This window comes from Corallococcus sicarius (assembly GCF_003611735.1).
GTDB lineage: Bacteria > Myxococcota > Myxococcia > Myxococcales > Myxococcaceae > Corallococcus > Corallococcus sicarius.
Map to the genome: position 1 here is coordinate 1 of NZ_RAWG01000123.1, position 25,953 is coordinate 25,953.

A 25,953-nucleotide genomic window follows, 5' to 3' on the forward strand; every position below is an offset into this window, starting at 1 on the left:
GCTGTGGCGGCACCCTGTCCTGCGGCGTGTGCGCGGACAGCGCGACGTGCGGCGGCGCGGGCGTGCCCAACGTCTGCGGCCCCCGCCCTGCGTCCCCACCACCTGCGAGGCCCTGGGCAAGGACTGTGGACAGGTCGCGGATGGCTGCGGCGCGGTGCTGGAGTGCGGCGCCTGCGGTCCGGGCCTGACGTGCGGCGGAGGCGGCGCCGCCAACGTGTGCGGCCACGCCCCGTGCGCGCCCGCCACCTGTGAAGCCCTGGGCAAGGACTGCGGCCCGGTGTCCGACGGCTGCGGCGGCGTCCTGGAGTGCGGCGCCTGCGGTCCGGGCCTGACGTGCGGCGGAGGCGGCGTGGCCAACGTGTGCGGCGCGGGCGCGTGTCTGGCCACCACCTGCGCGGTGCTGGGCAAGGACTGCGGCGAGGTGCTGGACGGCTGTGGCGGCACCCTGTCCTGCGGCGTGTGCGCGGACAGCGCGACGTGCGGCGGCGCGGGCCTGCCCAACGTCTGCGGCCCCGGCACCTGCGTGCCCGCCACCTGCGAGGCCCTGGGCAAGGACTGCGACCGCGTGTCCGACGGCTGCGGCGCGGTGCTGGAGTGCGGCGCCTGCACCGGAACCCAGACGTGCGGCGGCGCGGGCGTGCCCAACGTCTGCGGGCAGGCCCCGTGCACGCCCACGACGTGTGACGCGCTGGGGAAGGACTGCGGCACGGTGGCGGACGGCTGCGGCGGCACCCTCTCCTGCGGCGCGTGCCCGGACGGACAGGCATGCGGCGCGGGCGGCGCGGCCAACGTGTGCGCGCCCGCCCCGTGCCGTCCGGCCACCTGCGGCCTGCTGGGCAAGACGTGCGGCGCGGTGCCGGACGGCTGCGGCGGCACGCTCGCGTGTGGAAGCTGCACCGCGCCGGACACGTGCGGGGGCACGGGCGTGCCCAACGTGTGCGCCACCCTGGAGCCGGTGTGCGCGGACCGGGACCTGGGCAGCGCGCTGCCGGTGACGGTGAAGGGCTCCACCGTGGAGGCCAACGACGACCACGCGGGCTCCTGCGGGGGTTCGGGCCCGCCGGACCGGGGCTTCCTCTGGACGGCGCCCCGGGCGGGCACCTTCACCTTCGACACGGCCCGCTCCGCGGTGCGGTCCGCGCTCGCCGTGTACGGGGGCGGCTGTGGCGGCCCGGAGCTGGCGTGCGCCACGGGCGGCATCAGCTACGGCGGCGGGGCGCGGGTGGCGGTGCCCCTCACCGCGGGCCAGCAGGTCCTGGTGACGGTGGACGCGGTGCAGGGCGCGTCGTTCACGCAGGGCTACTTCGAGCTGCACATCGACGCGCTGCGCCCCAGCGAGGCCGGGGCCTGCTTCGACGGCACGGACAACGACGGCGACCGCTGGGTGGACTGCGCGGACACCGACTGCCGGGACGCCCCCGGCTGCAAGGGCCCGGGCTGCGCGCACCACGACCTGGGCAGCGCCCTGCCCGTCACCTTCCAGGGGGAGACCGCCGCTTCCGGCGACGGCTTCCAGGGCACCTGCGGCGCGCTCCTGCAGCAGGACCGCGCCCACCTGTGGACGGCGCCCCTCGCCGGCACCTACGTCTTCGACACGTCGCCCGGCGACGAGGCCAGCCCCGCCGGCAACGCCCTCTACGTCCTCACCGGCTGCCGGGGCACGGAGCTGGGCTGCGCCTCCCACCTCCAGCCCACCCGCAGGGCCGCACCCGCGGTGAAGCTCACCCTCGCCCAGGGGCAGACGGTGCTGGTGGTGGTGGACGGAATGGCCCGCCCGGACCGGGACACCCCCCTGCGCTACACCCTCCACGTCACGCCCTGGGCCGCCTCGGAGGCCGGCCACTGCCAGGACGGCGCGGACAACGACGCGGACGGCGCGGCCGACAGCGCGGACCGGGACTGCCGGTAACCCACCGGCTTTCCGACAGCAGCGCACCTTTCAGGAGGGGTTGTTCCCCACCTTCTCAGGAGATGTGGGGGTGCTACGCAACTGATCGGGGGGTGGTGCGATAATCGGGCAAGGCATTTAGCAATCCTTTCCAAATCTTTTCCTCGCACACCCCCGAGGGAGTCCCCCATGAGCTTCATCGACGCCGCCCGCCGCTCCGTCAGCAACACCATCCGCCAGGTGAAGCAGGACCCCATCAAGGCGGCGAAGGACATCGGGACGCAGGCGAAGAAGGGCTACGACACCTTCAACAAGGTGAAGACGGCCGTGAAGGACGGCTTCGACAACGTCAAGAGCCTGAAGACGGACGGCTTCAAGGCGACGCTGAAGGGCAACGTCGACAAGCTGGTCGCCAACGCGACGGACCCGAAGACGAAGCTGGACCTCAAGGGCAAGCTGGGCATCGCGGGCAAGGCGTTCGGCACGGTGCTGAGCGCCGCGAAGCTGCCGGGCCAGGTGGGCACCGCGTTCAGCGACGTGCGCAACGCCGTGCGCAGCGGCAGCAGCGAGGACTGGAACAAGGCGCTGGGCTCTGTCGCCACCGCCGGCAAGGGCGCCGTCTCCACCGTCAAGGGCGGGCTGGAGATCGCCCGTGACGTGCAGAAGTTCGGCAGCTCCTACAAGGCGGCGAGCGCCGCGTTCAAGGCCGCCGTCCCGGGCGCCGGTCCCAAGCTGGCCCGCGCCGCCGCTGGCGCCGCCGCCAAGGCCGCCTTCGAGGGGGGTGCCAGCCAGGCCATCAAGAGCGGCGTGCGCACCGCGGTGAACACGGCCGTGAAGAACAGCGGCCTCGCCGCCAAGGCCGTCACGGGCACCGCGACCCGCGCCGCCGCCCGCGCCGCGCTGACCGAGGGTGGCAAGGCCGCCGCCAAGGCCGGTGCGACCGCCGCCGCCCGCGCCGCTGGTGGGACGCTGGCCAAGGCCGCCGGCCGCTTCGCGCCGGGCGCCAACATCGCCATCGCCGCCTTCGACACGGCCAACGCCGTCTCCACCGTGCGTGACCCGAACGCCAGCACCACCAAGAAGGTGACGTCGGTCATCACCGCCGTGGGCTCCATCGCCGCGGCCACCAACATCCCGGTGGTCAGCCAGATTGGCGCCGGCGTCTCCGCCGTCTCCAGCTTCGTCGGCGGCCTGTTCGGGTAGTCGTCGCAGCCCAGAACCCCCGGAGCGCTGATTTCCGGGGGTCATCACCGAAGGGCCTTTCCGGGTTTTCACCGGGGGGCCCTTTTCTGCTAGGCACACCGTGTGAGACGCGCTCGGTTCAATCCCATCTGGGACCACGGTCGCTATCTTCCAGGAGGCCCGCCGGTGGCCAGCAAGAAGAATCCCCCCGCGAATCCCCCGGCCGCCAAGGCGTCCGGCAAGCCCGCAGCCTCCCCTCCTCCGGCGAAGAAGCCGGGGACCGCCGCGGCCAGCAAGGCTCCCCCCAGCAAGGCTCCCCCCAGCAAGGCTCCCCCCAGCAAGGCTCCGGAGACCGCGCAGCAGCCGGTGGCCGCCGTGCAGCAGCTGGTGCAGCGCCTGCCCGTCGCCCCCGGCTTGGGCCACCAGGCGGACCTGCCGGAGGTGAAGGCCCCCTCGCTGGAGAACCTGGCCATCCAGGTGCCCGCGGGCGAGGACCTCACCGAAACGGACCTGCTGGAGCGCTTCCACGAGCTGGCGCGCGCGAAGGCGGAGTCCCGGCCGCGCGCGGAAGGCGAAGCGCTGGCCATGGGCGACGACGTGCAGTTGGACATCCTGGGCTACGCCAACGGCCGCCTCATCCCGCTGAGCACGCGCCTGGGCTACTGGATGGAGCTGGCGCCCCAGCTGATGCTGCCCGGGTTCTCGGAGGTCATCGCCGAGGCCAACGTGGGCGACAGCGTGGAGGTGGGCCTCATCCTTCCGGATGACTACCCCGCGGAGCAGCTGCGCGGCATGCCGGCGCGCTTCCTCGTGGACATCCGGGCCGCGCGCGAGGTGCGCATGCCCGACACGGAGTCGGACGAGTTCATCCAGAAGCTGGGGCGCGGCGCCACGCACGAGGAGGTCATGAGCTCCATCGTGGACGAGATGGAAGGCGAGATGGCCGACCTGCTCTGGGTGGACGCGCGCAACATGGTGCTGGACACGCTGGTGGAGCGCTCCGGCGTCACGGTGCCCAAGGCGCTGGTGGACGAGGAGATCCGCCGCCGCTGGCTCCAGATGGAGGGTGAGGCGCTCGCCCAGAAGTTCTTCACCCTGGAGGAGCAGCAGGAGGCGCTGGACGGCTGGCTCCACCACCCGGGCATCCGCGAGGACGTGGAGCGCCGGCTGAAGATTGCCCTCGTGCTGCGCGCCATCGGTCAGCGGGACAAGCTGCAGCTGACCCCGCCGGTCGCGCTGGAGCTGCTCAAGGAGTCCTCGGAGCCCTTCGGCATCACCGAGGCCCAGCTGCGCGAGTCCATGATGGACCCCGCGGCGGCCGCGCAGATGAACGACGTCGCCTGGCACCTGCTCGTCGTGGAGCACGTGATGACCCAGGCGAAGGTCACCTTCGAGGGCGCCGACGCAGGGCTGTCCCAGGGCTGAGGCTCCAGAGCCTCCGGCGCCTCCTTCCGCGGCAACGCCCTACGGCTGGACGGCCGGGGGCGTCCCCGCCGGAGCCGGTGTCGGCGTCTGGCCCGGCGCGACGAAGGCGCCAGTGGTGGGGTCCACCTGCCAGGCGGAGTACTGGTGGGCGAGCACGTCGCGCACCTGCCCCTGCTCGTAGCAGACGGAGTAGACGACGAAGACGTCGTTCTGGAAGTTGGGCCGGCCGTAGCGGTAGCAGTCCTGGTCGCCCTGCTTCTGGAGCGTGAGGGGATTGCCCAGCAGGCCGTGCACCTCCTGGGTGGACATCCCGGAGCGCACCATCTTGATGCCGTGCGGCGTGATGACGGAGAAGGTCGTCCCGTGGGCGCGCCACAGCGACACGAAGCCCACGATCAACAGCAGCGGGACCGCGGCGGCCACGAACCACGTGAAGCTGAAGCGGCCGTGCTTCTTCGAATGGGCGTCTTCCCGGAAGGCCGTGAAGAGGGACTCCGGAGAGGTGTCCGCCGACATGCCGCCGCCGGGGATGAGTTGCAGGGGGGGGGTGTGGGGAGCGCTCACGCCTTTCTGAATGCCGCTCGCGCGCCCGGGATGCAAGTGAGTCCACACCCGTCACGCCCTACCGGTCGCTTCCCGGCGTCGGTCGGGGTGGGATACGTCCGGATGTCCGGTTCCGGGTCAGCCGTGCAAGTTCACAATGGACGGCGGACAGGGCTGCTAGAGGACACATCCTGTGGGTCTTCTCGAGGAGTCACACGTCATGGCGAAGCGCGCCGCAGCGAAGGGCGTCACCCAGAAGGTCCTGGAGCGGGATGCGCTTCCGCCCGGGGCCGAGGTGCCGGACAGCGGCCTGTTCTTCAACCGCGAGCTGTCGTGGCTGGCCTTCAACGACCGGGTGTTGCAGCTGGCGGAGTCCTCGGAGGTGCCGCTGATGGAGCGGCTGAAGTTCATCTCCATCTACGCGCGCAACCTGGACGAGTTCTTCATGATTCGCGTGGCGCGGCTGCACGAGCAGATCGCCGCGCGCGTGGGCCGGCTGGTGCCGGACGGCGCCTCCCCGGGTGAGACGCTGGACAAGCTGCACAAGGGCATCCTGGAGCAGGGCCGCCGCCACGCGGACTGCTTCGAGAAGGTCCTCCGCCCCGCGCTGGCGGACAAGGGCCTGCGCATCCTGTCCACGAAGGAGCTGGACGCGGATCAACGCGCGCAGGTGGATCAGCGCTTCCGCGAGCAGATCTTCCCCGTGCTCACGCCGCTGGCCATCGGGCTGGGGCGGCACTTCCCGTACATCTCCAACATGTCCCTGAGCCTCGCGGTGCTGCTGCGCGACCCGGTGGCGGAGGAGGAGAGCGTGGCGCGGGTGAAGGTGCCCAAGGAGATATTGCCGCGCTTCGTGCCGCTCAAGGGGGGCACGCTGTTCGTGCCGCTGGAGGAGATCATCGCCCAGCACCTGGGGGACCTGTTCCCGGGGATGGAGGTGCTCAACTGGAGCCTGTTCCGCGTGACGCGCGACGCGGACTTCACCGTGTCCGAGGACGCGGAGGACCTGCTCAAGGCGGTGGAGACGGAGCTGAGCCAGCGCCGCTTCGGCAACGTCATCCGCCTGGAGGTGCAGGCGGGGATGAGCGCGAAGCTGCTGGAGCCGCTGGTGGAGGCGCTGTCGCTGGAGCCCCTGCAGGTCTACGAGGAGCACGGCCTGCTGGACCTGGCGGACATGATGTCGCTGGCGATGACGCCGGGCTTCACGGAGCTGCGCGACCCGCCGTGGACGCCGGTGACGCAGGCCCGGCTGCGCACGGACAGCGAGTCCCCGGACGGCGGGGGCACGGTGATGTCCGCGATGCGCCGGGGGGACCTGCTGGTGCACCACCCCTACGAGTCCTTCGGCACGTCGGTGGAGCGCTTCGTCAGCGAGGCGGTGGAGGACCCGGACGTGCTGGCGCTGAAGCAGACGGTGTACCGCACGTCGGACAGCTCCCCGCTGGTGCCCGCGCTCATCCGCGCGACGGAGCGCGGCAAGCAGGCCGTGTGCATGGTGGAGCTGAAGGCCCGCTTCGACGAGCGCGCCAACATCCGCTGGGCCAACGCGCTGGAAGAGGCGGGCGTGCACGTGGTGTATGGGATTCCCAGCCTGAAGACGCACGCGAAGGCCATCCTCATCGTGCGGCGCGAGGGCGAGCGGGTGCGGCACTACGTGCACATCGGCACGGGCAACTACAACCCGAAGACGGCGCGGCTCTACACGGACCTGGGGTTGTTCACCACGGACCCGGACATTGGCGCGGACGTGGCGGATGTCTTCAACTTCCTCACGGGCTTTGGCCGGCCGCGCTCCTTCCGCAAGCTGCTGGTGGCGCCGCTCACCATGCGCGAGGGGTTGATGGAGGAGATCAAGAAGACCATCGCCGCGCACACGCCGGAGACGCCCGCGCGCATCCTGATGAAGATGAACGCGCTGGTGGACCCGGGCATCATCCGCGGCCTCTACGACGCGTCACGCGCCGGGGTGCGCGTGGAGCTCAACGTGCGGGGCATCTGCTGCCTGCGGCCGGGGGTGCAGGGCGTGTCGGAGAACATCCGGGTGGTGTCCAACCTGGGCCGCTTCCTGGAGCACCCGCGCATCTACGCCTTTGAGCGGGGCGCGACGTCGCGCACGTACATCGGGTCCGCGGACATGATGCCGCGCAACCTGGACCACCGCGTGGAGATATTGGCGCCGGTGGAGGACCCCATCCTGAGCGCGCAGGTGCGCGACGTGGTGGAGCGCTGCATGGTGGACACCAGCGGCTCCTGGGATTTGTCCTCGGACGGCTCCTGGCGCCGGCGCATCCCCCCCACCACCGGCGACAAGCGCTCCGCCCAGGGGGAGCTGATGGAGCGCGCCATCCGGATGGTCCATGTGCAGAGCGGCCGTCCGGTGGCGTGAGGTTCCTACGGCTCAGATTTCGTGGTTCACCAGGTTGAACACCGCCACGCGGTGCGACTGCGGGAACAGCACCACGAACAGGTGGTTCCAGTCATGCGCGCCCGCGGCCACCAGGTACGACGCGTAGTAGTACGCGATCTGCACCTGCTCCGTGCCGTTGCCCAGCTCCGTCAACAGGTGCGGATCCAACGCGTCGAAGAAGAAGAGCTGCTGCGACATCGTGCTGAACGGCACGTTGCCCTGGAACCGGAACGGGATGCGGTCGTCCTGCCGCAGCGCGAACACCGACTCCACCGCGTCCGCCACCGTCGGCGCCTGCGTCGACGTCCACGGGAAGCTGTAGACCTCCAGCGTGCCGTCGCACCAGTTGTTGTGCGCCTCGCACTCCGCGTTGCCCGCCTCCATGTCCGCTTCCAGCAGCGCCGTCGGGCCCTCGTACTCCAGCTCGATCTGGCTCAGCCGGGACTCCACCGCGCGCACCGCCTGCGGGGACTCCGGCGTCGGCTCCTGCGCCGGCGGAGGCGCTGCGTTGCACGCACCCAACAGCAGCGCGGAGGCCAGCACGGACAACTGCACCCGGTGTCGAAGCATGGTCACATCCTTGAGCAGTGAAACGGGGGAACCGTGGCTGTGCCACACCCCCGTCCCCGTCCTCAAGTGACAACGCCGCGCTTTCGTCACGTGACCGCTGCATCACGCGCGTCCTCACGGAGTGACTGGAAATCTTCAGCCCTGCTCGTCCCGCTCGCCCAGGGGGCCCGGGGGGCTGCGGGCGACATCCTCGCGGCGGTGCGCCTCCACCTCGGGCACCTCCTCCCAGCGGATCCACCCGGCGCGGGCCGCATGACGCGCGGCGGCCACCGTGTCGTCCACCACCACCAGCTCACTGCCCGCGGCGAGGATGTCCCGGGCGATGGCCGCCATCTCATCGCCGCGCTTCGCCTTGCCCGGCACGTTGCGGATGTACACGCCGCGGATCCGGCCCGGGTACTCGTGCACGATGGTGCGGTAGTGCTCCGCGTCCTCCTGCCCGCTGTCGCCAATCAGGATGAAGGGCAGGTGCGTGAGCGTCTCCAGCACGCCGCGGATCTTGTCCAGCTTGTGCCCGTGTCCCCCGCCCGGCGCGAAGCCATCTCGCGACAGCCCCCAGTCGCGCAAGAGCAGCGGACCGATGGGGATGCGGTGGATGGAGAGGAACTCGTCCAGGTGCTCGTAGAGGTTCCACGGGCTGCTGGAGACGTAGAAGATGGGGTTGTCCGCCGTGCCGCTCGCGCCCGCCTGGAGCGCCGCGTAGAACGCGTCCACGCCCGGGAAGGGCAGCCGCCCCCGGTGCTCCGTGAGGAACAGCGCCCACGCGCGCTTGATGGGGTCCGTCACCCCCGTGGCGATGACCGTGTCGTCGATGTCGCTGATGACGCCCACCTCCGCGCTCGAGCCCGCCACCCGCACCGGCGCCGACACGCGCGGCACCCCTTGCGCCTCCGGCGACAGCAGCTCCAGTTCCACCATGTGCCAGCCCGAGCGCACGCCCGCCGGCGGCGGCACCCACAGCTCCAGGAAGCCCTCCTCGTCCGTCGTGCCCTCCCAGTGCTTGTCCCCCCAGCGCACCGCCACCTGCGCGCTGGCGATTTCACGCGTCATGTAGCGCTTGTAGGACGCGACGGCGCTGCTCAAGAGCGTGTGCCGCTGGCGCGAGGGCTTCACCTTGCGCTCCTCCAGCACGCGCGCCTTGATGACCACGCGGTCCGGGGTGCCATAGCCGCGGTACGGCAGGATGCGCAGCGGCGGGGCAATGCCCAGCCCCTTGCGCACGCGGCGGCTCAGCACGTCGTAGTGGGCGTCCGCCTTCACGGCGAACTTGAACAGCAGCGGATACAGTGGGGGCATGGCGGGTGGTGACACTCTACCTTCTCGCTCTCAGTCGTGACGTCCCAACGTCCGGTCCAGGTTGTACGCGGCGCTGATGAGCGACAGGTGCGTGAGCGCCTGCGGGAAGTTGCCCATCGCCTCGCCCGACATGCCGGTCTGCTCCGCGTAGAGCCCCAGGTGGTTCGCGTAGCCCTGCATCCGCTCGAAGATGAGCCGCGCCTCGTCCAGCAGGTCCGGCCTGGCGGCGCTCGCGCGCGTCATCGCCTCCACCAGCCAGAAGCTGCACAGGTTGAAGGTGCCCTCGCTGCCCTCAATCCCATCCAGCTTCTCGTCCGCCTCGTAGCGGAACACCAGGCCGTCCGACGTGAGGCCCCCCTCCCGGGGCGACTTCCGGATGAGGTCCAGCGTGGAGAGCATCCGCGGATCCACCGGCGACAGGAAGAACACCAGCGGCATCAGGAGGTTCGCCGCGTCCAGCGCGTCGTGCCCGTAGGCCTGGATGAAGGCGCCCTTCTGCTTGCAGAACCCCTTCTCCATGATGTCTTCGAAGATGGTGTCGCGCGTGGTCAGCCACTTCGCGCGGTCCGCCGGCAGGCTGCGCTTGTCCGCCAGCCGGATGGCCCGGTCCACCGCCACCCAGCACATCAGCTTCGAATAGACGAAGTGCCGGCGCGAGCCGCGGATCTCCCAGATGCCCTCATCCTCCAGCTGCCAGTGGTCGCAGACCCAGTCCACCATCCTGCGCAGGTGCCGCCAGAAGTCATACGAGATGGGCGCCGCGTACTTGTTGGACAGGTACACCGAATCCATCAGCTCGCCGTAGATGTCCAGCTGCAGCTGGTTCGCCGCCAGGTTGCCAATGCGCACCGGCTTCGCGCCGCCGTAGCCGTCCAGGTGCGTGAGCTCCTCCTCGTGGGGCACCGGGCTGCCGTCCAGGCAGAACATCAGGGGCAGCGGCCCGTCTCCCACCTCCGCGCACCGCGCCTCCACCCAACGCATGAACGCGGCGGCCTCCTCGTCGAAGCCGATGCGCATGAACGCGTAGACGGTGAAGGCCGCGTCCCTCAGCCAGCAGTAGCGGTAGTCCCAGTTGCGCGTGCCCCCGGGGGACTCCGGCAGGCTGCACGTGGGCGCCGCGACGATGGCCCCCGACGGCTCGAACGTCATCAGCTTCAGCGCCAGCGCGGAGCGCTGCACCATCTCCCGCCACCGCCCGGTGTACTTGCACTTGGACAGCCAGTGCCGCCAGTAGTCCACCGTGTCGCGGAAGACGTGCTCCGCGGACTCGTGCGTGTGCATGCGGTGGTGACAGCTCTCCACCCCGCCCTCGCGCAGGGTGAAGACCGCGGACTCGCTCTCCTTCAGCGTGAAGTGCGCGACGACGCCCGTGCCCTCCTGCTCCAGCGGCACCGGGGTGATGAGCTGCATGCTCAGCCCCGGCGACACGAAGACCGCGCCGCCCTTCACCAGGTGCGTCCCGTGTTCGTCCCGCGCGTAGTTGAAGGCCGGGAAGCACTCCATGCGGAAGGACATCTGCCCGCGCACCACGCGGATGCGGCGCAGGATTTCGCGCCCCTCCGCCTTCGCCCCCCTGCCCAGGGGCATCAGGTCGATGAGCTCCCCCACGCCGTCCGGCGTGTAGAACCGCGTCACCAGCACGTTGGTGTCCGGCCAGTAGAACTGGCGCTTCAGCACCCCGTCCGGCTCCGGGGACACGCGCCAGTGCCCGCCCTTGCGCGGATCCACCAGCGCGGCGAAGACGCTGGGGCTGTCGAAGTGCGGGTAGCACAGCCAGTCGATGGTGCCCTCGTTGCCCACCAGCGCCACCGTGCGCAGGTCCCCGATGACGCCGTGGTCTTCAATGGCCACTCCACCCTTCAGGTCCACATGGGGATTCACCGGCCGGCCCCCTGGAAGGTGATGACGTGCTTGATGCCGCCCTTCTCCTCCACCACCTTCGCGAAGTCAGACGGCGGGTGGCGCTGGGTGATGAGCTTCTCCAACTGGCCGGGCCAGCGGGCGCGGAAGCGGGCCAGGTCCTCCAGCGCGGCGCTGAAGTCGCTGTCCGCCGCGTTCACCGTGCCGAACATCACCCGGTTGCCCAGCACCAGCTGCCCCAGCACCTCGTCCCCCTTCAACTCCAGCGGCTCCTCGCGTCCGGGCACGCCGGTGAAGATGAGCACGCCGTTCTCCTCCAGCACCTTCAGCGAATCGAACGCCACCTTCGACGCGCCCGTCGCCTCGTAGATGAGGTCCACGCCGCCCAGCTGCTCCTTCAGCGCCTCCACCGTGACCTCCTTGGAGGAGATGTACGGGGCGCCCATGGCCTCGGAGGCCTCCGCCTTCACGTTGGGCTTGGGGCTGCGCGAGTACACCGTCGTCTCATAGCCCGCGCGCATCAGCGCCATCGCGCCCAGCTGCGCCACCGGCCCCGCGCCCAGCACCAGCGCCTTGCCCGGGGTGTGCTTCCAGGGCAGCCGCGTCTGGATGTGCGCCACCTCGCGCAGGCCCTTCTCCGCGACGGTGAGCGGTTCGGTGAGCACGGCCACGTCGCGCAAGCCATCGTCCGCGCGGTGCAGGTAGGCCGCGTCCTCCACGAAGAACTCCGCGCAGAAGCCGTGCGCGCCCTGGATGCCGCGCTCCGTGTAGTCCCCCGTCACGCAGAAGTCCGGGTGGCCGTGACGACACGCCGGGCAGCGCGTGTGCGGACAGGGCCTGCGCACGCGCGGCACCACCAGGTCGCCGGGCCTGAGGCCCTGCACGTGCGCGCCCACCTCCACCACCTCACCCACGCACTCGTGGCCCAGGATGAGGTGGTCCTCGCCCTTGGGCGCCGCGCCGTGGTGGCCCTTCAGGATGTCCTGGTCGGTGCCACACACGCCGACCTCCAACGTGCGCACCTTGACCTCCGTCGGGGAGTGCAGGCGCGGCTCGGGAACGTCGATGACGCGGACTTCGCGCGCGGGGAACGTGATGGCCACGGCCTTCATGGGCGACTGCCTCCTTCGGGAAGACATCCCTGGACAAGGGGTGCGGACCCCGGGTCCATGTCGCAAGTGCCTGGCGTGCGCAGGGGTTTCACGGCCGCGAACCTGGAAGGCTCCCGCGCTGAACACCCCGGAGCGCCCGCCTGCCTGGAGGGCGACATTCCGCGAACGCGTGAAAGCACTGCCCCGGAAGGGACGCGCGGGTCTATAGACGGGGGCTGTGCGTGCGCCCCCCGCCTCCCGTCGCAGCCGCGCCACCGCCATCGGTGCCACGGCCTTCCTGATTCTCGCCCTGCCCTTCCTGGTGCTGGGCGTGTTCTTCCTCGGCCAGAAGGCACGGCTGGACCTGCGGTGTGAACCCAGGGCCGCGTGCGTCCTCACCAGCTCCAGCTGGCTGTCCCAGGCGGAGGTGGGCCGCTACGGCCCCCAGGACATCCGCCGCGTGGACGTGGCCCGCAGCCGCAGCACCCGCAAGGGCGCGGCGCCCATCTTCCGCCCGCGCCTGGAGACGACCTCCGGCGTCCAGCCGCTCGCCTACCAGTGGACGGAGGACGAGGCGGAGGCCACCGCCTTCGTGGACACCGTGCAGCGCTACCTGTCGGGCCCGCGCACGGACCCCTTCCACGTGTACCGGGATGACCGGCGGGCGTCGCTCCGCGTGGGCGGCGCCTTCACCGGCGTGGGCCTGGCGGTGCTCTGCCTCTGCCTGTGGCTCGCCGCGCGCACCGTGGCGCATCGCCGAACCGAGCGGGCCGAGCGAACCGGGCGGGCCCTCCTGTCCTGAAGCACCCGAAAAACCGGGGAAAGCAGCCAGCCGGCGCCGAAAGTCGCACCGTCTGTCCTACAATCGAACCTGGCTGCCCGCTGCCAGGTCCTACCTGTGCGACCTTGGGGCAGATGGATAGGTTGGGGTGAATGGTTCGACGCCTCTTCGAGCGGTTGCGCGGTCTGCGCCAGGTGGCCCCCCACCTGCTGCGGCCCGCGCATGTGAACGCGGACCGGGCGAAGATCGCCATTGCCCAGCTGGACCACCACTACGCGAACAAGGTCGTGGCGCTGAAGGACGTGAACCTCAACGTCCGCTCGGGGGAGTTCGTCTGTCTGCTCGGCCCCTCCGGCTGCGGCAAGTCCACGCTGCTCTACGCGCTGGCGGGCCACGTGGCGCCCACGGGCGGCACCGTCGCCATCGACGGCAAGCCCATCCATGGCCCGGGGCCGGACCGGCTGCTGATGTTCCAGGAGGCCGCGCTGTTCCCGTGGCTCACCGTGCGCGGCAACATCACCTTCGCGCTCGCGGCCCGGGGCGTGCCCCGCTCCGAGCGCCGTGAGCGCGCGGACACCTTCATCCAGCGCGTACGCCTGGACGGCTTCGCGGACACGCTGCCCCACGAGCTCTCCGGCGGCATGAAGATGCGCGCCAGCCTCGCCCGCGCGCTCGCGGTGGACCCCACCGTGCTGCTGATGGACGAACCGTTCGGCGCGCTGGATGCCCAGACGCGCGTGCACATGCAGGAACTCCTGCAGTCCATCTGGATGCGCGCCGGCAAGACGGTGGTGTTCGTCACCCACGACGTGCAGGAGGCGCTGATGCTGGGCACCCGCGTGGTGCTGATGGCGCCCCGGCCCGGCCGCGTGGTGGAGGACCTGGAGATCCACCTGCCCATGCCCCGCTCGCTGGAGGACCCGTCGCTCGACGCGATGGCGCGCGACATCCGCCACCGGCTGCGCGCCGTGGAGGGCCCGGTGCTGGAGACCCATCCCCCGGAGCCCGTGCCCCGCCGTACGCAGACCCCTTCCAGCCTGCCGCGTCCCAGCATCGTCACGGGCCGCTGAGGAATCCCCCATGAAGTGGGCGCAGAAGCTGGGAATGCTCGTGCTGCTCTTTGCCCTCTGGGAGGTGCTGGCGCGCTCGGGCGTGTGGCACAAGCACCTGTTCCCCGGCCCCCTCCAGGTGCTGGAGAGTCTCGTCGCCATGGCCAGCGACGGGCGGCTGGGCGGCGCCACGCTGCGCTCCATGGGGCGGCTCGTGCGCGCCTACGCCATGTCGGTGGCCATCGGCGTGCCGCTGGGGCTGCTCATCGCGCGGCTGGCCTTCTTCAGGAACGCGGTGAAGCCCGTGGTGACGGGGTTCCAGGCGCTGCCCTCCATCTGCTGGCTGCCCCTGGCCCTGTTGTGGTTCGGCCTCAACGACAGCGCCATCCTCTTCGTCGTGGTGATGGGCAGCGTGCTGGGCATCTCCATCGCCACCGAGGACGCGGTCAACGGCCTGGACCCGCAGCTGGCGCGCGTGGCCCGGACGCTGGGCGTGCGCGGCCTGCGCTTCTACTTCGGCGTGCTGTTGCCCGGCGCCCTGCCCGGCATCGTCACCGGCCTCAAGCTGGGGTGGAGCTTCGCCTGGCGCGCGCTGCTCGCGGGCGAGCTGCTCTTCGTCTCCGGCGGGCTGGGCCAGCTGCTCACCATGGGACGCGAGCTGATGGACGTGACGCAGGTGATGGCGGTGATGCTCGCCATCATCATCATCGGCGTCACCGTGGACCGCGTCCTCTTCCAGACGGTGGAGGCGAAGCTGCGCCGCCGGTGGGGTCTGACGACGGCCACGTAGCCCCCACGGGGGTGGGCTTGCGTGTGCGCCTTGCGACGCTTCACGTCATTTCACCCTCAAGGGCATTGATAACCGGCACCGCTTGCCCGTTAGCGTGAGGGCACCCATGCGTTCCCTGCGTCCATTGCCCGGCCTCGTCCTCCTCTGCGTCCTCCTGACCGGCGTCGCGTCGTGCAAGCGCGACACGCCGTCGGGCGCCAACGCGCCGCTGCGCGTGGCCTTCTTCCCCAACATCACGCATGCGCAGGCGCTGGTGGCGAACTCCGAGGGGCTGTTCGGTTCGCAGCCCGGGATGGGCCAGGTGGAGGTGCGCCAGTTCAACGCGGGCCCCGCCGCCATGGAGGCGCTGGTCGCGGGCTCCGTGGACGTGGCCTACGTGGGGCCCGGCCCCGCCATCAACACGTACCTCAAGGCCGGCCGGGAGCTGCGCATCATCTCCGGCGCGGTGAACGGCGGCGCGGTGCTGGTGGTGAAGTCCGCGAAGACGGCCGCGGACCTGAAGGGCAAGAAGCTGGGGACGCCGCAGCTGGGCAACACCCAGGACATCGCCCTGCGCCACTGGCTCAAGGACCAGAAGCTCACCATCGCCGCGGACGCGGGCGGCGACGTGCAGGTGATTCCCATCTCCAACCCGGACATCCTGGGCCAGTACCTCCAGGGCGCCATCGAGGGCGCGTGGGTGCCGGAGCCCTGGGGCGCGCGCATGCTCGCGGAAGGCGGCGGCCACATCCTCGTCAACGAGAGCGACCTGTGGCCGGACAAGCGCTTCCCCACCACGGTGGTGGTGACGACGAAGAAGGTGCTGGAGACGCAGCGCTCGCGCATCGCCGCGCTCCTGCGCACGCACGTGCGGCTCACCGAGCGCTGGAGCGCGGACCGGCCCTCCTTCGCCACGTCCGCCAACGCCGCCTTCGGTCGGCTCACGCAGAAGCCCCTGCCGGGCCCGGTGCTCCAGGACGCCTTCTCCCGCCTGGAGCCCTCCCTGGACCCGGTGCCCGCCGCGCTCGCGACCTCCGCCCGTCACGCGAAGGAGCTGGGGTTCATTCCCAGCGACGACATCTCCGGGCTCGTGGACCTGAGCGTCCTCGATGAGGTGCGCGGCGCGAAGCCGAACTGAAGTCGCCCTCCGACCTGGCGGCGCGCTAGTCCAGCTTCTCGCCAGAGATGGACAGGGCCACGTTGTTTGTCTTTTCCTCCACCTGGTAGACGGCCACGACCTGCTGGCCCTTCTGGGGCAGCTTGTTGATTTGCAGCACGCTCATGTCGAGGGGCACCACCGGCCCCGACACGTCCTGGACGTACAGCGTCAGCCCGTCCTGCTTCACCACCGGCCCCGTCACCTGGAGCATCCTGTCCGGGTCGGGAGTGATTTGCCGCACTGGGAGGTTCTGGGTGAGGTTCGCTGGGTTGCTGTCCGGGACGGTGCCCACGACGTTGGACGGGCTGGTGCTGGCCCGTTCGCTGAGCTCTCCCCTCGCGCCCAGGTCCTGGGCCCTCCCCACATTGGGTGCTTCCGCCCGGCCCAGGCCGGGTGCCACCAACAGGCCGAGCATTGGAGCGGTCAACAGCACTGCTCGCCATCCTCTGGGGAATCTGCGCATCATCGTCACACCTCCGTGCCGTGGGGGCGCTGCCCCCTGGGCTCACACCTCAACATGGGGTGGAGGGCGCTGAATGTTCAGCGGCTGAACACGGGCCCTGCCCGTGGTAGCGGCAACACAGTAGGGTGGCACACGCACGGGCCAGGGACCGCTCGCGGATGCCCCCCTGTCTGTCTTTCTTTTCGCCGCGTGAGCGCGGCAACGAATACGAGGCACCTTTTGGCTGGACGTACCGACGAGCAGCACCGCATCGCCCTCTTCATCGACTTCGAGAACCTGGTCACCAACACCGGCATCAGCTCCAACAACTTCGACCTCCAGCCCGCGCTGGACCAGTTGCTGGAGCAGGGCAAGGTCGTCTTCCGCCGCGCCTACTGCGACTGGTCGCGCTTCGCGGACGCGAAGGTGCGCCTGCACGACGTGGGCGTGGAGCTGGTGGACGTGCCCCCCTCCACCCGCGCTGGCAAGAACAGCGCGGACATGCGCCTGGTCATCGACGCGCTGGAGCTGTGCTACGCGCGCGAGCAGATCGACACCTTCGTCATCGGCTCCGGGGACAGCGACTTCTGCCCCCTGGCGTACAAGCTGCGTGAGAACGGCCGCACCGTCATCGGGCTGGCGGTGAAGGAAGCCAGCTCCCGCATGTTCGTCAACGCGTGCGACCAGTTCATCTACATGCGGCCCAAGTCCCGGGGCGACAAGGAGAAGGACCACGGGGGCAAGGGCCACAAGGGCGACAAGTCCGACGAGGGCCGCGGTGGCAAGCGCGGCAAGGGTGGCAAGTCCGACGAGGGCAAGGGCCACAAGGGCGAGTCCTCCAGCAAGGAAGGCCACGAGGGCAAGGGCGGCAAGAGCAAGGCGGAGGTGCCCGCCATCGCGCGCGAGGTCGTGCAGAGCCTGCTGCGCCGCGCCACCGGCCCGCTCAACCCGTCGCTCATCAAGGAGACCATCGTCCGCAAGGAGCCCGACTTCGACGAGCGCGACCACGGCTTCTCCACCTTCGCGCGCCTGCTGGAGGCGCTGGAGCAGGAGGGCCTGTTGCGCCGCATCCAGCAGGGCCGCCAGGGCTACGTCGTGGGCCCGGACACGGACCTGCCCGCCCCGGTGAGCGAGGGCAAGGGCGGCGGCAAGGGCCGCCACGCCAAGGCGCCCGCCCCGGTGGAGGAAGAGGACGAGGAGCTGGAGTCCTATCCGGACCCCGAGGATGAAGGGCTTTAAGCCGTAGCAGCGGCACCGTCGCCGCGGACCGGGGAGCTTCCCCGGTCCGTGTGCGGACGACAGCTCAGGCGGGACTCAGGTCGCGCGGGGCGTGGTGGACTCGCACAGGTGTTCGAGGAACTCCGGCAGCAGGCGGGCGGACATCACCCACAGCTTGCCCTCGCCCAGGTCCGCCAGCGACACGCGCTCCGCGTACTCCACGCAGGTGGACTCCACGTAGTGGACGAACACCTTGCGGTTGCGCGCGCGGTACCAGTCCGCCGCGCGGCCGAGCAGCGCCACGAACGCCTCCTGCACCTCCGGGCGCGCGTCGTCCTCCAGCGGCACCAGGCGCACGCCGTCCAGCACGTTGAAGAGGTTGAGGCCCGGCTGCGCGGACTCGAAGACGGCCAGCGCCACGGCGCGGCCCTCGTGACGGGCCACCACCAGCTCGCGCTCGCGGGACAGCCCCGCCTCACCCCAGCCGGTGCGCATCTCGCGCAGGTCGAAGCGCTCCGGCACCAGGTCCAGCGCCTCGCGGTAGGCCTCCGGGCGGGTGCTGGCGATCTTCTCGAAGAAGCGCGCGCGCTCCTCCTCGGTGGGCGTGTCCAGCGCGATGCCCATGGGCACGGCCCAGGGGGAATCCACCTCTCCCTCCATCAGGCGGAAGGGCACGAGGCACGTCTGGCCGGTGTGCGAGTACCAGTTGGCGAAGTCGAACTTGGTGTAGCGCACCCAGCGGACGTTGGCCTCGCAGTAGGCGAAGAACCACTTCACCTCGGGGTCTGCCTGCGTGGGCTCGTAGCCGCGCAGGTAGATGTCGCGCAGGGCCTCGCGCGCGGTGGACTTGCTGTTGACGGGCTGGTGCCGCGCCAGCTGGTGCGCCATCCAGCTGCCCGCGTAGGGCTTGAGGACGGACAGCGTGGCCTCCACGCCGTCTTCCGCCGGGCGCACCACGCGGTAGCCCAGGCGGGGCTGCTCCTGGAGCTTGTCCTGCGTGTGGTCGAACTGCTCGCGCAGGTTGGTGAACTTCTCCGGCTCCTTGCCCGGCAGGCGGAAGTAGCCGGAGCGCTCGAAGAGCTTCCAGGTGGAGTCGTTCCAGTCGCCTTCCACGCGGGTGGTGGGATGGGCCTGGACCTCCACGAGCGCCCGCCACGCGCGGGCCCCTTCGGCGTCCAGGGGCCGGACGGACACACCGCAGCGGCGGCCGTGCGGCGTGCTGGAGATGTTGCGCACCTCCGCGCGCAGGCGCACCGGGGCGTGGCCGTCCAGCGCCACCTCCATCACCGGCAGGCGCAGGCCCGGGTACATCAGGTCCTCGCCGGGCTCGGTGAGGAAGGACAGGCCCTCATAGGAGACATCCAGCAGGCCGCGGCGCACGTGCACCTGGGGCCAGAGCGGATGGTCGAACTCCAGCGTGCAGGACGCGCTGGCCTGGGTGCGGCGCAGCCAGCGGTGGCGGAAGCGCACGAGCGACGTGGGCACCGGCATCACCAGCAGGTCGCCCTCCAGTCGCGCGGACTCCGCCTGGAAGTGCACCACGCTGCTGTAGCCGAAGGCCTCCACCGTGAAGGGGCCCGGCGGGAGCGCGCCGTGCACCTTCCAGCCGAGCATGTCCTGCAGGGGCTCGAAGAAGGAGGCCGTCACCTCCACGCGCTGACCGTCCTGGGTGCGCAGCACGCCCCGGGCCTGGCGCGACGCGAGCGCTTCACAGATGCGCGCCACGCGGTCCGCGCGGTCAATCTGCTCGCGCCACACCGGCCGCGTCTCCGGCGTGAGCAACAGGCCGTTGTCGCGCAGCGACTCCAGCAGGCCCACGATGCGGCGGCCCGCGTCGAGCGGCGGCGCGACGAAGCGCAGGCTGATCTCCGGCCGCGCGTCATTGACGCCAATCACCTCCGCGTCCAGCGCGGTGGCCCACCGCTCGCCCTCGCCCACCACCACGGACGCGGCCTGCCCCTTGCGAGGCACGGTGCGCGAGTCCAGGTGGAGCGTGAGGTGCTCGAGGGACAGCTGCACCAGCCGACCCGGCGAGAAGTCCGCGCCGAATGACGCCGCCGCGTTCAACTTCGTCCCCACCCGGTAGCCGAGAAGGGTTTCGCGGCCAGACGGCGCGTCTTGAGTGTCCGTGTGCATTGGGGGGCTCCCTCGGTGTCCTACGGGGCAGAATTGTACAATGTCCTAAGAAACTCTGCGTTCCCCAGTTGCGGCAGACCCAGGGAAGCCGAATTCCCACAGAGTGGAGATCATTCACCCCTTCTGCACTCAGACCATCGGGCCACAGCGGCAAGGTCCGCTTGGACTGTTGCGGATTGGCCTCTCACACGCTGAGAGTTCCTTCCATCAACAGGAGCATGACCTTCTGAGACGGGTGCACACGGTGCCCCACCTCGGGTCCTGATCAACCCAGGAAAAGTGGGTCATTCCCGGACTCCTGACACGCAGGGCATGTCGCATGTCCGGTGGTGGGAGCCGGGCTGCCCGGGAGGCGGAGCGGGGCCAGGGCGTCCGGGATGACTCCCGCCCCCGCGAGGGGTTATCCCGGGACGCGCCATGCCCCTGTCCACCCTCTGCCTCCACTGCGGCATGTGCTGTGACGGCACGCTCTTCACCCACGTTCCGCTCCAGCCCCCCGAGGCGGAAGTGCTGCGGGAGCGGGGCCTGACGCTCGCGACAAGGGAGGATGGTGGCGCGGTGTTGCCCCAGCGCTGCGCGGCGTTGGACGGCCGGTGCTGCACCGCCTATGCGGAGCGCCCGGAGGCGTGCCGCCGCTACCGCTGCCAGCTCCTGAACGCGCTCGCCGACGGGGAGGTTTCGCTGGAAGAGGCGAAGGGGGTGGTGGATGCGGCGCATGCCCGGGTGGAAGCCGTGGCGCGCGCGTTTCCTACGTCCCGGGTGGGGGACGCAACGGCGATGCGGCGGGCCCGCGAAGCGGCGCTGGCGTCTTCCACCGAGGTGTTTTCCAGCGAGGCGAGGGAGGTTTTGACCCAGGCCGAGGCCTTCCTGGACCGGCACTTCCGGGGCCGTTTCCGGCGCTCCGGGTGAACGCCTGTACCGGGGCCTCCAGGGGCTGATTTGAAGCGGAGATCATGGGTCGCATGAGCTGGACGAAAGGCGATATCCGGTCCGGTGGCGTACGGCTACCCTGGTTTCCCTTCTTTCACCGAGGTCCTGCTCCCGTGAAGACGTCCCTGCTGGCCGCACTGTCCTCCGCCGTGCTGTTCACCGCCGTTCCCGCGGGTGCGCAGGGTGACGAGCCCGTGAAGTCCGCGAACGTGGATCTGGACGGAGACGGCAAGCCCGACGCGGTGGCGCTGACGCCGGGCGCGGACGGGAAGTTCACGCTGAAGGTGGGCGCCGTGACGTTGCAGGGCAACGCGTCCGGCAACGAGGTGAGCGGCTTCACCGTGGTGGACCTGGACACGGGGGACAAGTGGAAGGAGCTGCTCGTGCACTCCCTGGGGGACCTGGACGACGACCACCGCTTCTTCCTCTATGGCTACGACGGCAGGGCGGTGAGGTCGCTGGGCGACGTGCGCGCCCTCACGGAGGCGAAGGGCAACGGCATCGTCCTCGTGGAGACGTGGATGGGCTTCTGGCAGCAGCGGGAGAAGTACACGTTGGACCGCAAGGCGTGGAAGCTCACGCAGGTGCCGCAGGAGCTGTACGCGGTGGGCGTGGAGGCGACGGTGAAGAAGTCCTTCCCGCTGGTGCGAAGCCGCACGGAGTCCGCGGTGGTGGCGACGACGGCGCAGGGCTCCAAGGTGCAGGTGCTGGCCGCGGGCGTGCCCCCGAAGGGGGACCGCGAGCAGATCTGGTACCTGGTGAAGTCCTCCAGCGGGCTGCTGGGCTGGGTGCGCGGCAAGACCCTCGTGGAGTCCACGGAGGGCCTGCCGCTGGCGGGGTGAGGGGCCCGGCTTGGACTACTCCACCAGCGCGAACTCCACGCGGCCCAGCTGTTCGTCCGTGGAGACGACCTTCACCGTCACCGGCATGCCCACGGTGAAGGTCCGCGTCTGGCCCACCATGGACAGCTCGCGATCATCCGGACGGTAGGGGCCTCCGGCGAGCCCTTCCGCGGGCACCATGCCCTCCACCCACATGCCATCCAGTTGCGCGACCATGCCGAAGGGCTTCACCCGCACGATGCGCGCCGGGAAGGCCTGGCCGATGCGGGTGGACATGAAGCGGGCCTCCAACTCGTGGTGGCGGTCCACCTCCGCGCGGTTGGCGGAGCGGGCCCGCAGGTTGATGTGCTGGGCGAGCAGCTCCACCTCCGGGTCCTCGTGCACGAAGTCGCGCCGGCCCTGGAGGTACGCCTTGATGAGCCGGTGCACCGCGAGGTCCGCGTACCGGCGGATGGGGGACGTGAAGTGCAGGTACAGGGGCGCGGCGAGCCCGAAGTGCGGCCCCGGCTTCACCGTATAGCGGGACGGACCCAGCGAACGGCGCAGCACGTTGCGCAGCGCGGCCTCTGCCTTCGCGCCGGAGATCTGCCGGTCAAAGGCAGCCAGCGCCAGGGGCGTCAGCTGCGCGCCGAAGCCCGCCGCGAAACCTGAATGCAACGCAAAGGCATTCACATCCGCCACCCGCTGCGGGTCCGGCTGTTCGTGCACGCGGAACACGGTGGGCACGCCACGGGTCATCAGCCACATGGCGATGGCCTCGTTCGCGGCCACCATGAAGCGTTCAATCATCCCGTGCGCGGAGGTGTCCTTCTCCCCCGCGAGGCCGGACACGGCGCCGGTGGCGGTGTCGAAGGTGAAGCGCGCCTCGTCGCGGGACATCGCCATGCCGCCCCGGGCCGCGCGGGACACGGCGAGCCGCGCCGCCGCCAGCCGGAACCAGGGCATGGCGTCGCGCACGGACTCCATGGCCGGGGACACGGTGCCGTCGTCAAGGAAGTCCGCGACCTCCTCGTAGTTCAACCGCGCCCAGGAGCGGATGAGGCTTTCATAGACATCCGCGGAGGTGACGCGGCCATCCGGGTCGATGCGCAGCTCCACGGTGAGACAGTGCCGGTCCTGTTCGGGCACGAGGCTGAGCCAGTTCGAGGACAGCTCCTCGGGCAGCATGGGGAGGACGCGGCCGGCCAGGTAGACGCTGGTGGCGCGGGCGCGGGCCTCCAGGTCCAGGGCGCTGCCCTCCTTCACGGACTCGCCCACATCCGCGATGGACACGAGCAGGCGCACGGCGCCGTCCGGCCCCGCGGGCAGCACGGAGATGGCGTCGTCGATGTCGCGGGTGGAGGGCGCGTCCACGGTGACGGTGGGGATGGCGCGCAGGTCGCGGCGGGCGCCGAGTGAATGCGGCACCTCGCGGGCACGGAGGGCCTCGGTGATGACCTCCGGCGGGAAGTCCCGGTGCAGGTCGTGGCGGGCGATGACGCGCTCCAGGGAGCGGTCCGCGCCGGTCTCCAGGCGGTAGAGCAGCACGACCTTGCCGTCCGCGATGCGAGCGACGACGGCGTCGTTGTATTGGACGGGCGTGGAGCCCGGGTCCAGCGGCCAGTCGGAGTTGGCGACCTCCTTGTCGATGCGCAGGAAGAAGGCGCCCTTGCGCGTCACCACCTCGCCGTAGACGAGCGTGCGGGTGCGCTCCACCAGCGTCAGGCCGGACGCGGTCCACCGGCCATCCGCGGCGGCCGTCACCGTGGCGGAGACGATGTCGCCCGCGAAGAGCGGGTTCAGGTCCGGCGGAGGGATGAAGGCGGACAGCACCTCGGGGGCACCGGGCTTCTGCACGGTGAGGAAGCCGAAGCCACGGGGATGCACGTCGACGCGGCCGGTGACGGTGCGCGGGGAGGCGGAGGTGTCCATGTCGCCGCCGTGCTTAGCCCACGACGCCCGGACCGTTCCAGGGCCCCAGCCGGGGATGCCGGTTCTGGCCTGGATGGAGGCCTCAACCCCGGAAGCCCTGGCAGCTGCCCAGAAACAGGGGTCCGGGCCTTTCGCGTCCATCCCGCTACAGGTGTAGAGTCTGCGCCCTACCGATGGCTGGGACGACGCTGACGCTCACTCCGGACGGGTTCCGCGGCCGGGTGTTGGGCAAGTACGAGGTGCTCTGCCGCCTGTCCACGGGCGGGATGGCGGAGATTTTCCTCGCGGCCCAGAAGGGCCTCGCCGGCTTTCGCAAGATGGTCGTGCTGAAGCAGATCCTCCCCGACATCCGGGGCGAGGAGGAGTTCGTCCGGATGTTCCTGGACGAGGCCAAGGTCACGGCCGCGTTCAACCACCCGCACATCGCGCACGTGTACGACCTGGACGTGGCGGACGGGGAGCTGTTCCTCGCGATGGAGTTCGTCCCCGGCGCCACGCTGGTGGAGGTCGCTCGCGCCTGCCGCACCGCCCACGAGCCCATCCCCATCGGCTTCAGCCTGATGGCCGTGCGCGACACCGCCGTGGCGCTCAACTACGCGCACGCCTTCACCGACCCGCTCGGCCGGCCCTCCCCCGTGGTCCACCGGGACGTGGCCGAGAAGAACATCATGGTGACGTACGAGGGCGTCACCAAGCTGCTCGACTTCGGCATCGCCAAGAGCCTCGCCCGGGCGGGCCGCACCGCCGTGGGCATGGTGAAGGGCACCAGCGGCTACATGTCCCCGGAACAGATCATGGGCGACCCGCTGGACGCCCGCAGCGACCTGTTCAGCCTGGGCGTGGTGCTGCACGAGTGCCTCACCGGCATGCGCCTGTTCTACGCCAAGAGCGCCGAAGCGATGATGAACGCGGTGCTCAGCGGGGACGTGCCGCCACCCTCGCGCGTGAACAAGCAGGTGCCGCCGGAGCTGGACGCCATCGTCCTCAAGGCGCTCGCGAAACGGCGCGAGGACCGCTACAGCACCACGCTGGAGTTCGCCCGCGCCATCGAGCGCGCGGTGGGCCCTCGCATCTGGCACCCCGAACAGAGCAGCGAGCTGATGCTGCGCCTGTTCTCCGAGCGCCGTGACCAGACCCGCCTGCTGCTCATGAGCGGCCAGTCCTCCGGGGACGGCTCCTCCAGCGAGACGCAGGTGGCGCAGGTGCTGGCCCGGAGCGCGGAGGTCCCGGAGCCCGTCGCGCCCGCGTCTGGCGGGCTGCCGCAGATCTCCTCCTCGCTGCCGCCCCGCCCGCCCGCGGCGGCGGCTCCGGTGAAGTCGCCCGCGCCGGCGAAGGCCGCTCCGGTGCCCCTGGCCAACGCCAGCCGGCGCACCACGGAGGAGCTCGTCGCCGTGCGCAAGCCCGCGCCGACCTCCACGCGCCGCGTCTCGCCGCCCACCGAGGCGCTGGCCACGAAGCCCGCGGATTCCGAGCCCTCCATCCGCACCCAGCCGGACCTGGCGCCCGTGGTGCTGGATCCGCTCCTGCGCATCACGCCGTCCACCGTCACGACGTCTCCCGGCTATGAGAGTGAGACGATCCTCACGCCCCTGTCCCGCGTGGGCTCGCAGCCTCCTGAGGAACCGAAGGCCCGCGCTTCGAAGGAACCTCCGACCTTCGTGCCCCCGGAGGAGCCGCGTCCCCGCGCTGGACGTGAAAAGCCTTCCGAGGATGCCCGCTCGCGGTCCGCCCGGGATGCGGCGCATGGAGCCTCCGAGGAACCGGGTTCCCGGCAGCCGCGCGACGCTTCGAATGGAGCCACGGAGGACGCACGGCCCAAGCCGCCCCGTGAAGCCTCCAGTGGATCCGCCGAAGACTCGCGGCCTCGACCGCCGCGTGACGCCGCGAATGGATCCACCGAGGACTCCAGGCCCCGTCCCCCTCGGGATGCCACGAGCGGATCCGAGGACTCCCGCCCCCGGCCTCCTCGCGACGCCGCGAGCGGATCCGACGACGCACGGGCCCGTTCCCCTCGTGACGCTGGTAACGGATCCACCGAGGACTCCCGCCCGCGTCCCCAGCGCTCCTCCACCCTGGACAGCGTGCGGGTCACCCAGCCGCACAACGTGAACAACAGCGAGACGTCCATCTCGCGCCCGCCGTCCCTTCCTCCGGAAGAAGCACCGGAGAACACGCCCGCGGTCCGCCGGTCCCCTTCCTCCCGTCGCAAGCAGTCCTCGCCCTCCGCCCGCCCCAACGCGGTGCGCGCGTCCATCCGGGCGACCGAACCCCACGACTTCCTCGCCGAAGCCCCCACGCCCCGCCGGGGCCGGGGTGTACTCATCGCGGCCCTCGTCGTGCTCCTCCTGGTCGCGGGCCTCGGAACCACCGTGGCCCTCGGCCTCGATGGCGGACGCCTCGCCGCGCTCTGGGCCTCCGCGAGCAAGTCTTCCCCAAGTTCTCCACCGCCTCCTC

The 25,953-nt window shown here is 70.7% G+C and carries 20 protein-coding genes; 12 read left to right on the forward strand and 8 right to left on the reverse strand.

What is annotated here, in order from left to right; genetic code table 11:
• From D7X12_RS19895 to D7X12_RS19905, 3 genes are all read left to right on the forward strand, one after another.
• The coding region (locus D7X12_RS19895; protein WP_341868234.1) for a tryptophan synthase alpha chain at positions 1 to 1,909 on the forward strand (1,909 nt) is incomplete at its 5' end.
• 168 nt (positions 1,910 to 2,077) lie between these two features.
• Positions 2,078 to 3,091, forward strand: coding sequence for a hypothetical protein (locus D7X12_RS19900; RefSeq protein ID WP_120626858.1), 1,014 nt, complete (start codon positions 2,078 to 2,080; stop codon positions 3,089 to 3,091).
• Between the two features lie 165 nt (positions 3,092 to 3,256).
• Positions 3,257 to 4,495: a trigger factor gene (locus D7X12_RS19905; protein WP_120626859.1), complete on the forward strand. Its 1,239-nt coding sequence runs from the start codon at positions 3,257 to 3,259 to the stop codon at positions 4,493 to 4,495.
• Between the two features lie 39 nt (positions 4,496 to 4,534).
• Here D7X12_RS19905 and D7X12_RS19910 read toward each other — a convergent pair whose 3' ends face one another.
• The gene (locus D7X12_RS19910; protein WP_147443734.1) at positions 4,535 to 5,059 is read right to left on the reverse strand and encodes a hypothetical protein; all 525 of its coding nucleotides are present in this window, start codon (positions 5,057 to 5,059) and stop codon (positions 4,535 to 4,537) included.
• Between the two features lie 199 nt (positions 5,060 to 5,258).
• Between D7X12_RS19910 and ppk1 the strand changes: the two genes are divergently transcribed.
• Positions 5,259 to 7,424 carry a polyphosphate kinase 1 gene (gene ppk1 / locus D7X12_RS19915; protein ID WP_120626861.1) on the forward strand — a complete coding sequence of 722 codons (2,166 nt, stop codon included), beginning with the start codon at positions 5,259 to 5,261 and terminating at the stop codon, positions 7,422 to 7,424.
• Between the two features lie 12 nt (positions 7,425 to 7,436).
• On the opposite strand, the gene D7X12_RS19920 is transcribed toward ppk1, so the two are convergent.
• From D7X12_RS19920 to D7X12_RS19935, 4 genes are all read right to left on the reverse strand, one after another.
• Positions 7,437 to 8,015 carry a hypothetical protein gene (locus tag D7X12_RS19920; RefSeq protein ID WP_147443735.1) on the reverse strand — a complete coding sequence of 193 codons (579 nt, stop codon included), beginning with the start codon at positions 8,013 to 8,015 and terminating at the stop codon, positions 7,437 to 7,439.
• A 135-nt stretch (positions 8,016 to 8,150) separates the two neighbouring features.
• A complete protein-coding gene (locus D7X12_RS19925) occupies positions 8,151 to 9,311 on the reverse strand; it encodes an App1 family protein phosphatidate phosphatase (protein WP_120626863.1) in 1,161 nt (386 codons plus the stop codon).
• A 30-nt stretch (positions 9,312 to 9,341) separates the two neighbouring features.
• Entirely contained in the window at positions 9,342 to 11,192 is a 1,851-nt protein-coding gene (locus D7X12_RS19930; RefSeq protein WP_120626864.1) for a glycoside hydrolase family 15 protein, read from the reverse strand.
• Complete coding sequence (locus tag D7X12_RS19935; protein ID WP_120626865.1) at positions 11,189 to 12,283, reverse strand: glucose 1-dehydrogenase; 1,095 nt, start codon at positions 12,281 to 12,283, stop codon at positions 11,189 to 11,191. Before D7X12_RS19935 ends, D7X12_RS19930 begins: the two co-directional genes overlap by 4 nt.
• Before the next feature lie 217 nt (positions 12,284 to 12,500).
• Between D7X12_RS19935 and D7X12_RS19940 the strand changes: the two genes are divergently transcribed.
• The 4 genes from D7X12_RS19940 (at position 12,501) to D7X12_RS19955 (ending at position 15,999) form a co-directional block, all read left to right on the forward strand.
• Positions 12,501 to 13,064: a hypothetical protein gene (locus D7X12_RS19940; RefSeq protein WP_120626866.1), complete on the forward strand. Its 564-nt coding sequence runs from the start codon at positions 12,501 to 12,503 to the stop codon at positions 13,062 to 13,064.
• A 131-nt stretch (positions 13,065 to 13,195) separates the two neighbouring features.
• A complete protein-coding gene (locus tag D7X12_RS19945) occupies positions 13,196 to 14,113 on the forward strand; it encodes an ABC transporter ATP-binding protein (protein WP_120626867.1) in 918 nt (305 codons plus the stop codon).
• Positions 14,114 to 14,123: 10 nt separating this feature from the next.
• On the forward strand, positions 14,124 to 14,882 hold the full coding sequence (locus D7X12_RS19950) for an ABC transporter permease (protein ID WP_120626868.1): 759 nt from the start codon (positions 14,124 to 14,126) through the stop codon (positions 14,880 to 14,882).
• A gap of 106 nt (positions 14,883 to 14,988) precedes the next feature.
• Positions 14,989 to 15,999 (forward strand): ABC transporter substrate-binding protein, encoded by a 1,011-nt coding sequence (locus tag D7X12_RS19955; protein ID WP_120626869.1) that lies wholly within the window; start codon positions 14,989 to 14,991, stop codon positions 15,997 to 15,999.
• Positions 16,000 to 16,024: 25 nt separating this feature from the next.
• On the opposite strand, the gene D7X12_RS19960 is transcribed toward D7X12_RS19955, so the two are convergent.
• Entirely contained in the window at positions 16,025 to 16,447 is a 423-nt protein-coding gene (locus tag D7X12_RS19960) for a hypothetical protein (protein WP_147443736.1), read from the reverse strand.
• Positions 16,448 to 16,702: 255 nt separating this feature from the next.
• On the opposite strand from D7X12_RS19960, the gene D7X12_RS19965 reads away from it, so the two are divergent.
• Positions 16,703 to 17,701, forward strand: coding sequence for an NYN domain-containing protein (locus D7X12_RS19965; RefSeq protein WP_120626871.1), 999 nt, complete (start codon positions 16,703 to 16,705; stop codon positions 17,699 to 17,701).
• Positions 17,702 to 17,776: 75 nt separating this feature from the next.
• Here D7X12_RS19965 and D7X12_RS19970 read toward each other — a convergent pair whose 3' ends face one another.
• Positions 17,777 to 19,816, reverse strand: coding sequence for a PilZ domain-containing protein (locus tag D7X12_RS19970; protein ID WP_120626872.1), 2,040 nt, complete (start codon positions 19,814 to 19,816; stop codon positions 17,777 to 17,779).
• A gap of 417 nt (positions 19,817 to 20,233) precedes the next feature.
• On the opposite strand from D7X12_RS19970, the gene D7X12_RS19975 reads away from it, so the two are divergent.
• The gene (locus D7X12_RS19975; RefSeq protein WP_120626873.1) at positions 20,234 to 20,725 is read left to right on the forward strand and encodes a YkgJ family cysteine cluster protein; all 492 of its coding nucleotides are present in this window, start codon (positions 20,234 to 20,236) and stop codon (positions 20,723 to 20,725) included.
• A gap of 134 nt (positions 20,726 to 20,859) precedes the next feature.
• Positions 20,860 to 21,588, forward strand: coding sequence for a hypothetical protein (locus D7X12_RS19980; RefSeq protein WP_244224660.1), 729 nt, complete (start codon positions 20,860 to 20,862; stop codon positions 21,586 to 21,588).
• A 15-nt stretch (positions 21,589 to 21,603) separates the two neighbouring features.
• On the opposite strand, the gene D7X12_RS19985 is transcribed toward D7X12_RS19980, so the two are convergent.
• On the reverse strand, positions 21,604 to 23,499 hold the full coding sequence (locus D7X12_RS19985) for a ribonuclease R family protein (RefSeq protein WP_120626874.1): 1,896 nt from the start codon (positions 23,497 to 23,499) through the stop codon (positions 21,604 to 21,606).
• 173 nt (positions 23,500 to 23,672) lie between these two features.
• Between D7X12_RS19985 and D7X12_RS19995 the strand changes: the two genes are divergently transcribed.
• Positions 23,673 to 25,953, forward strand: a 2,281-nt coding sequence (locus D7X12_RS19995) for a serine/threonine-protein kinase (protein WP_147443737.1), incomplete at its 3' end; no start/stop codon positions are given.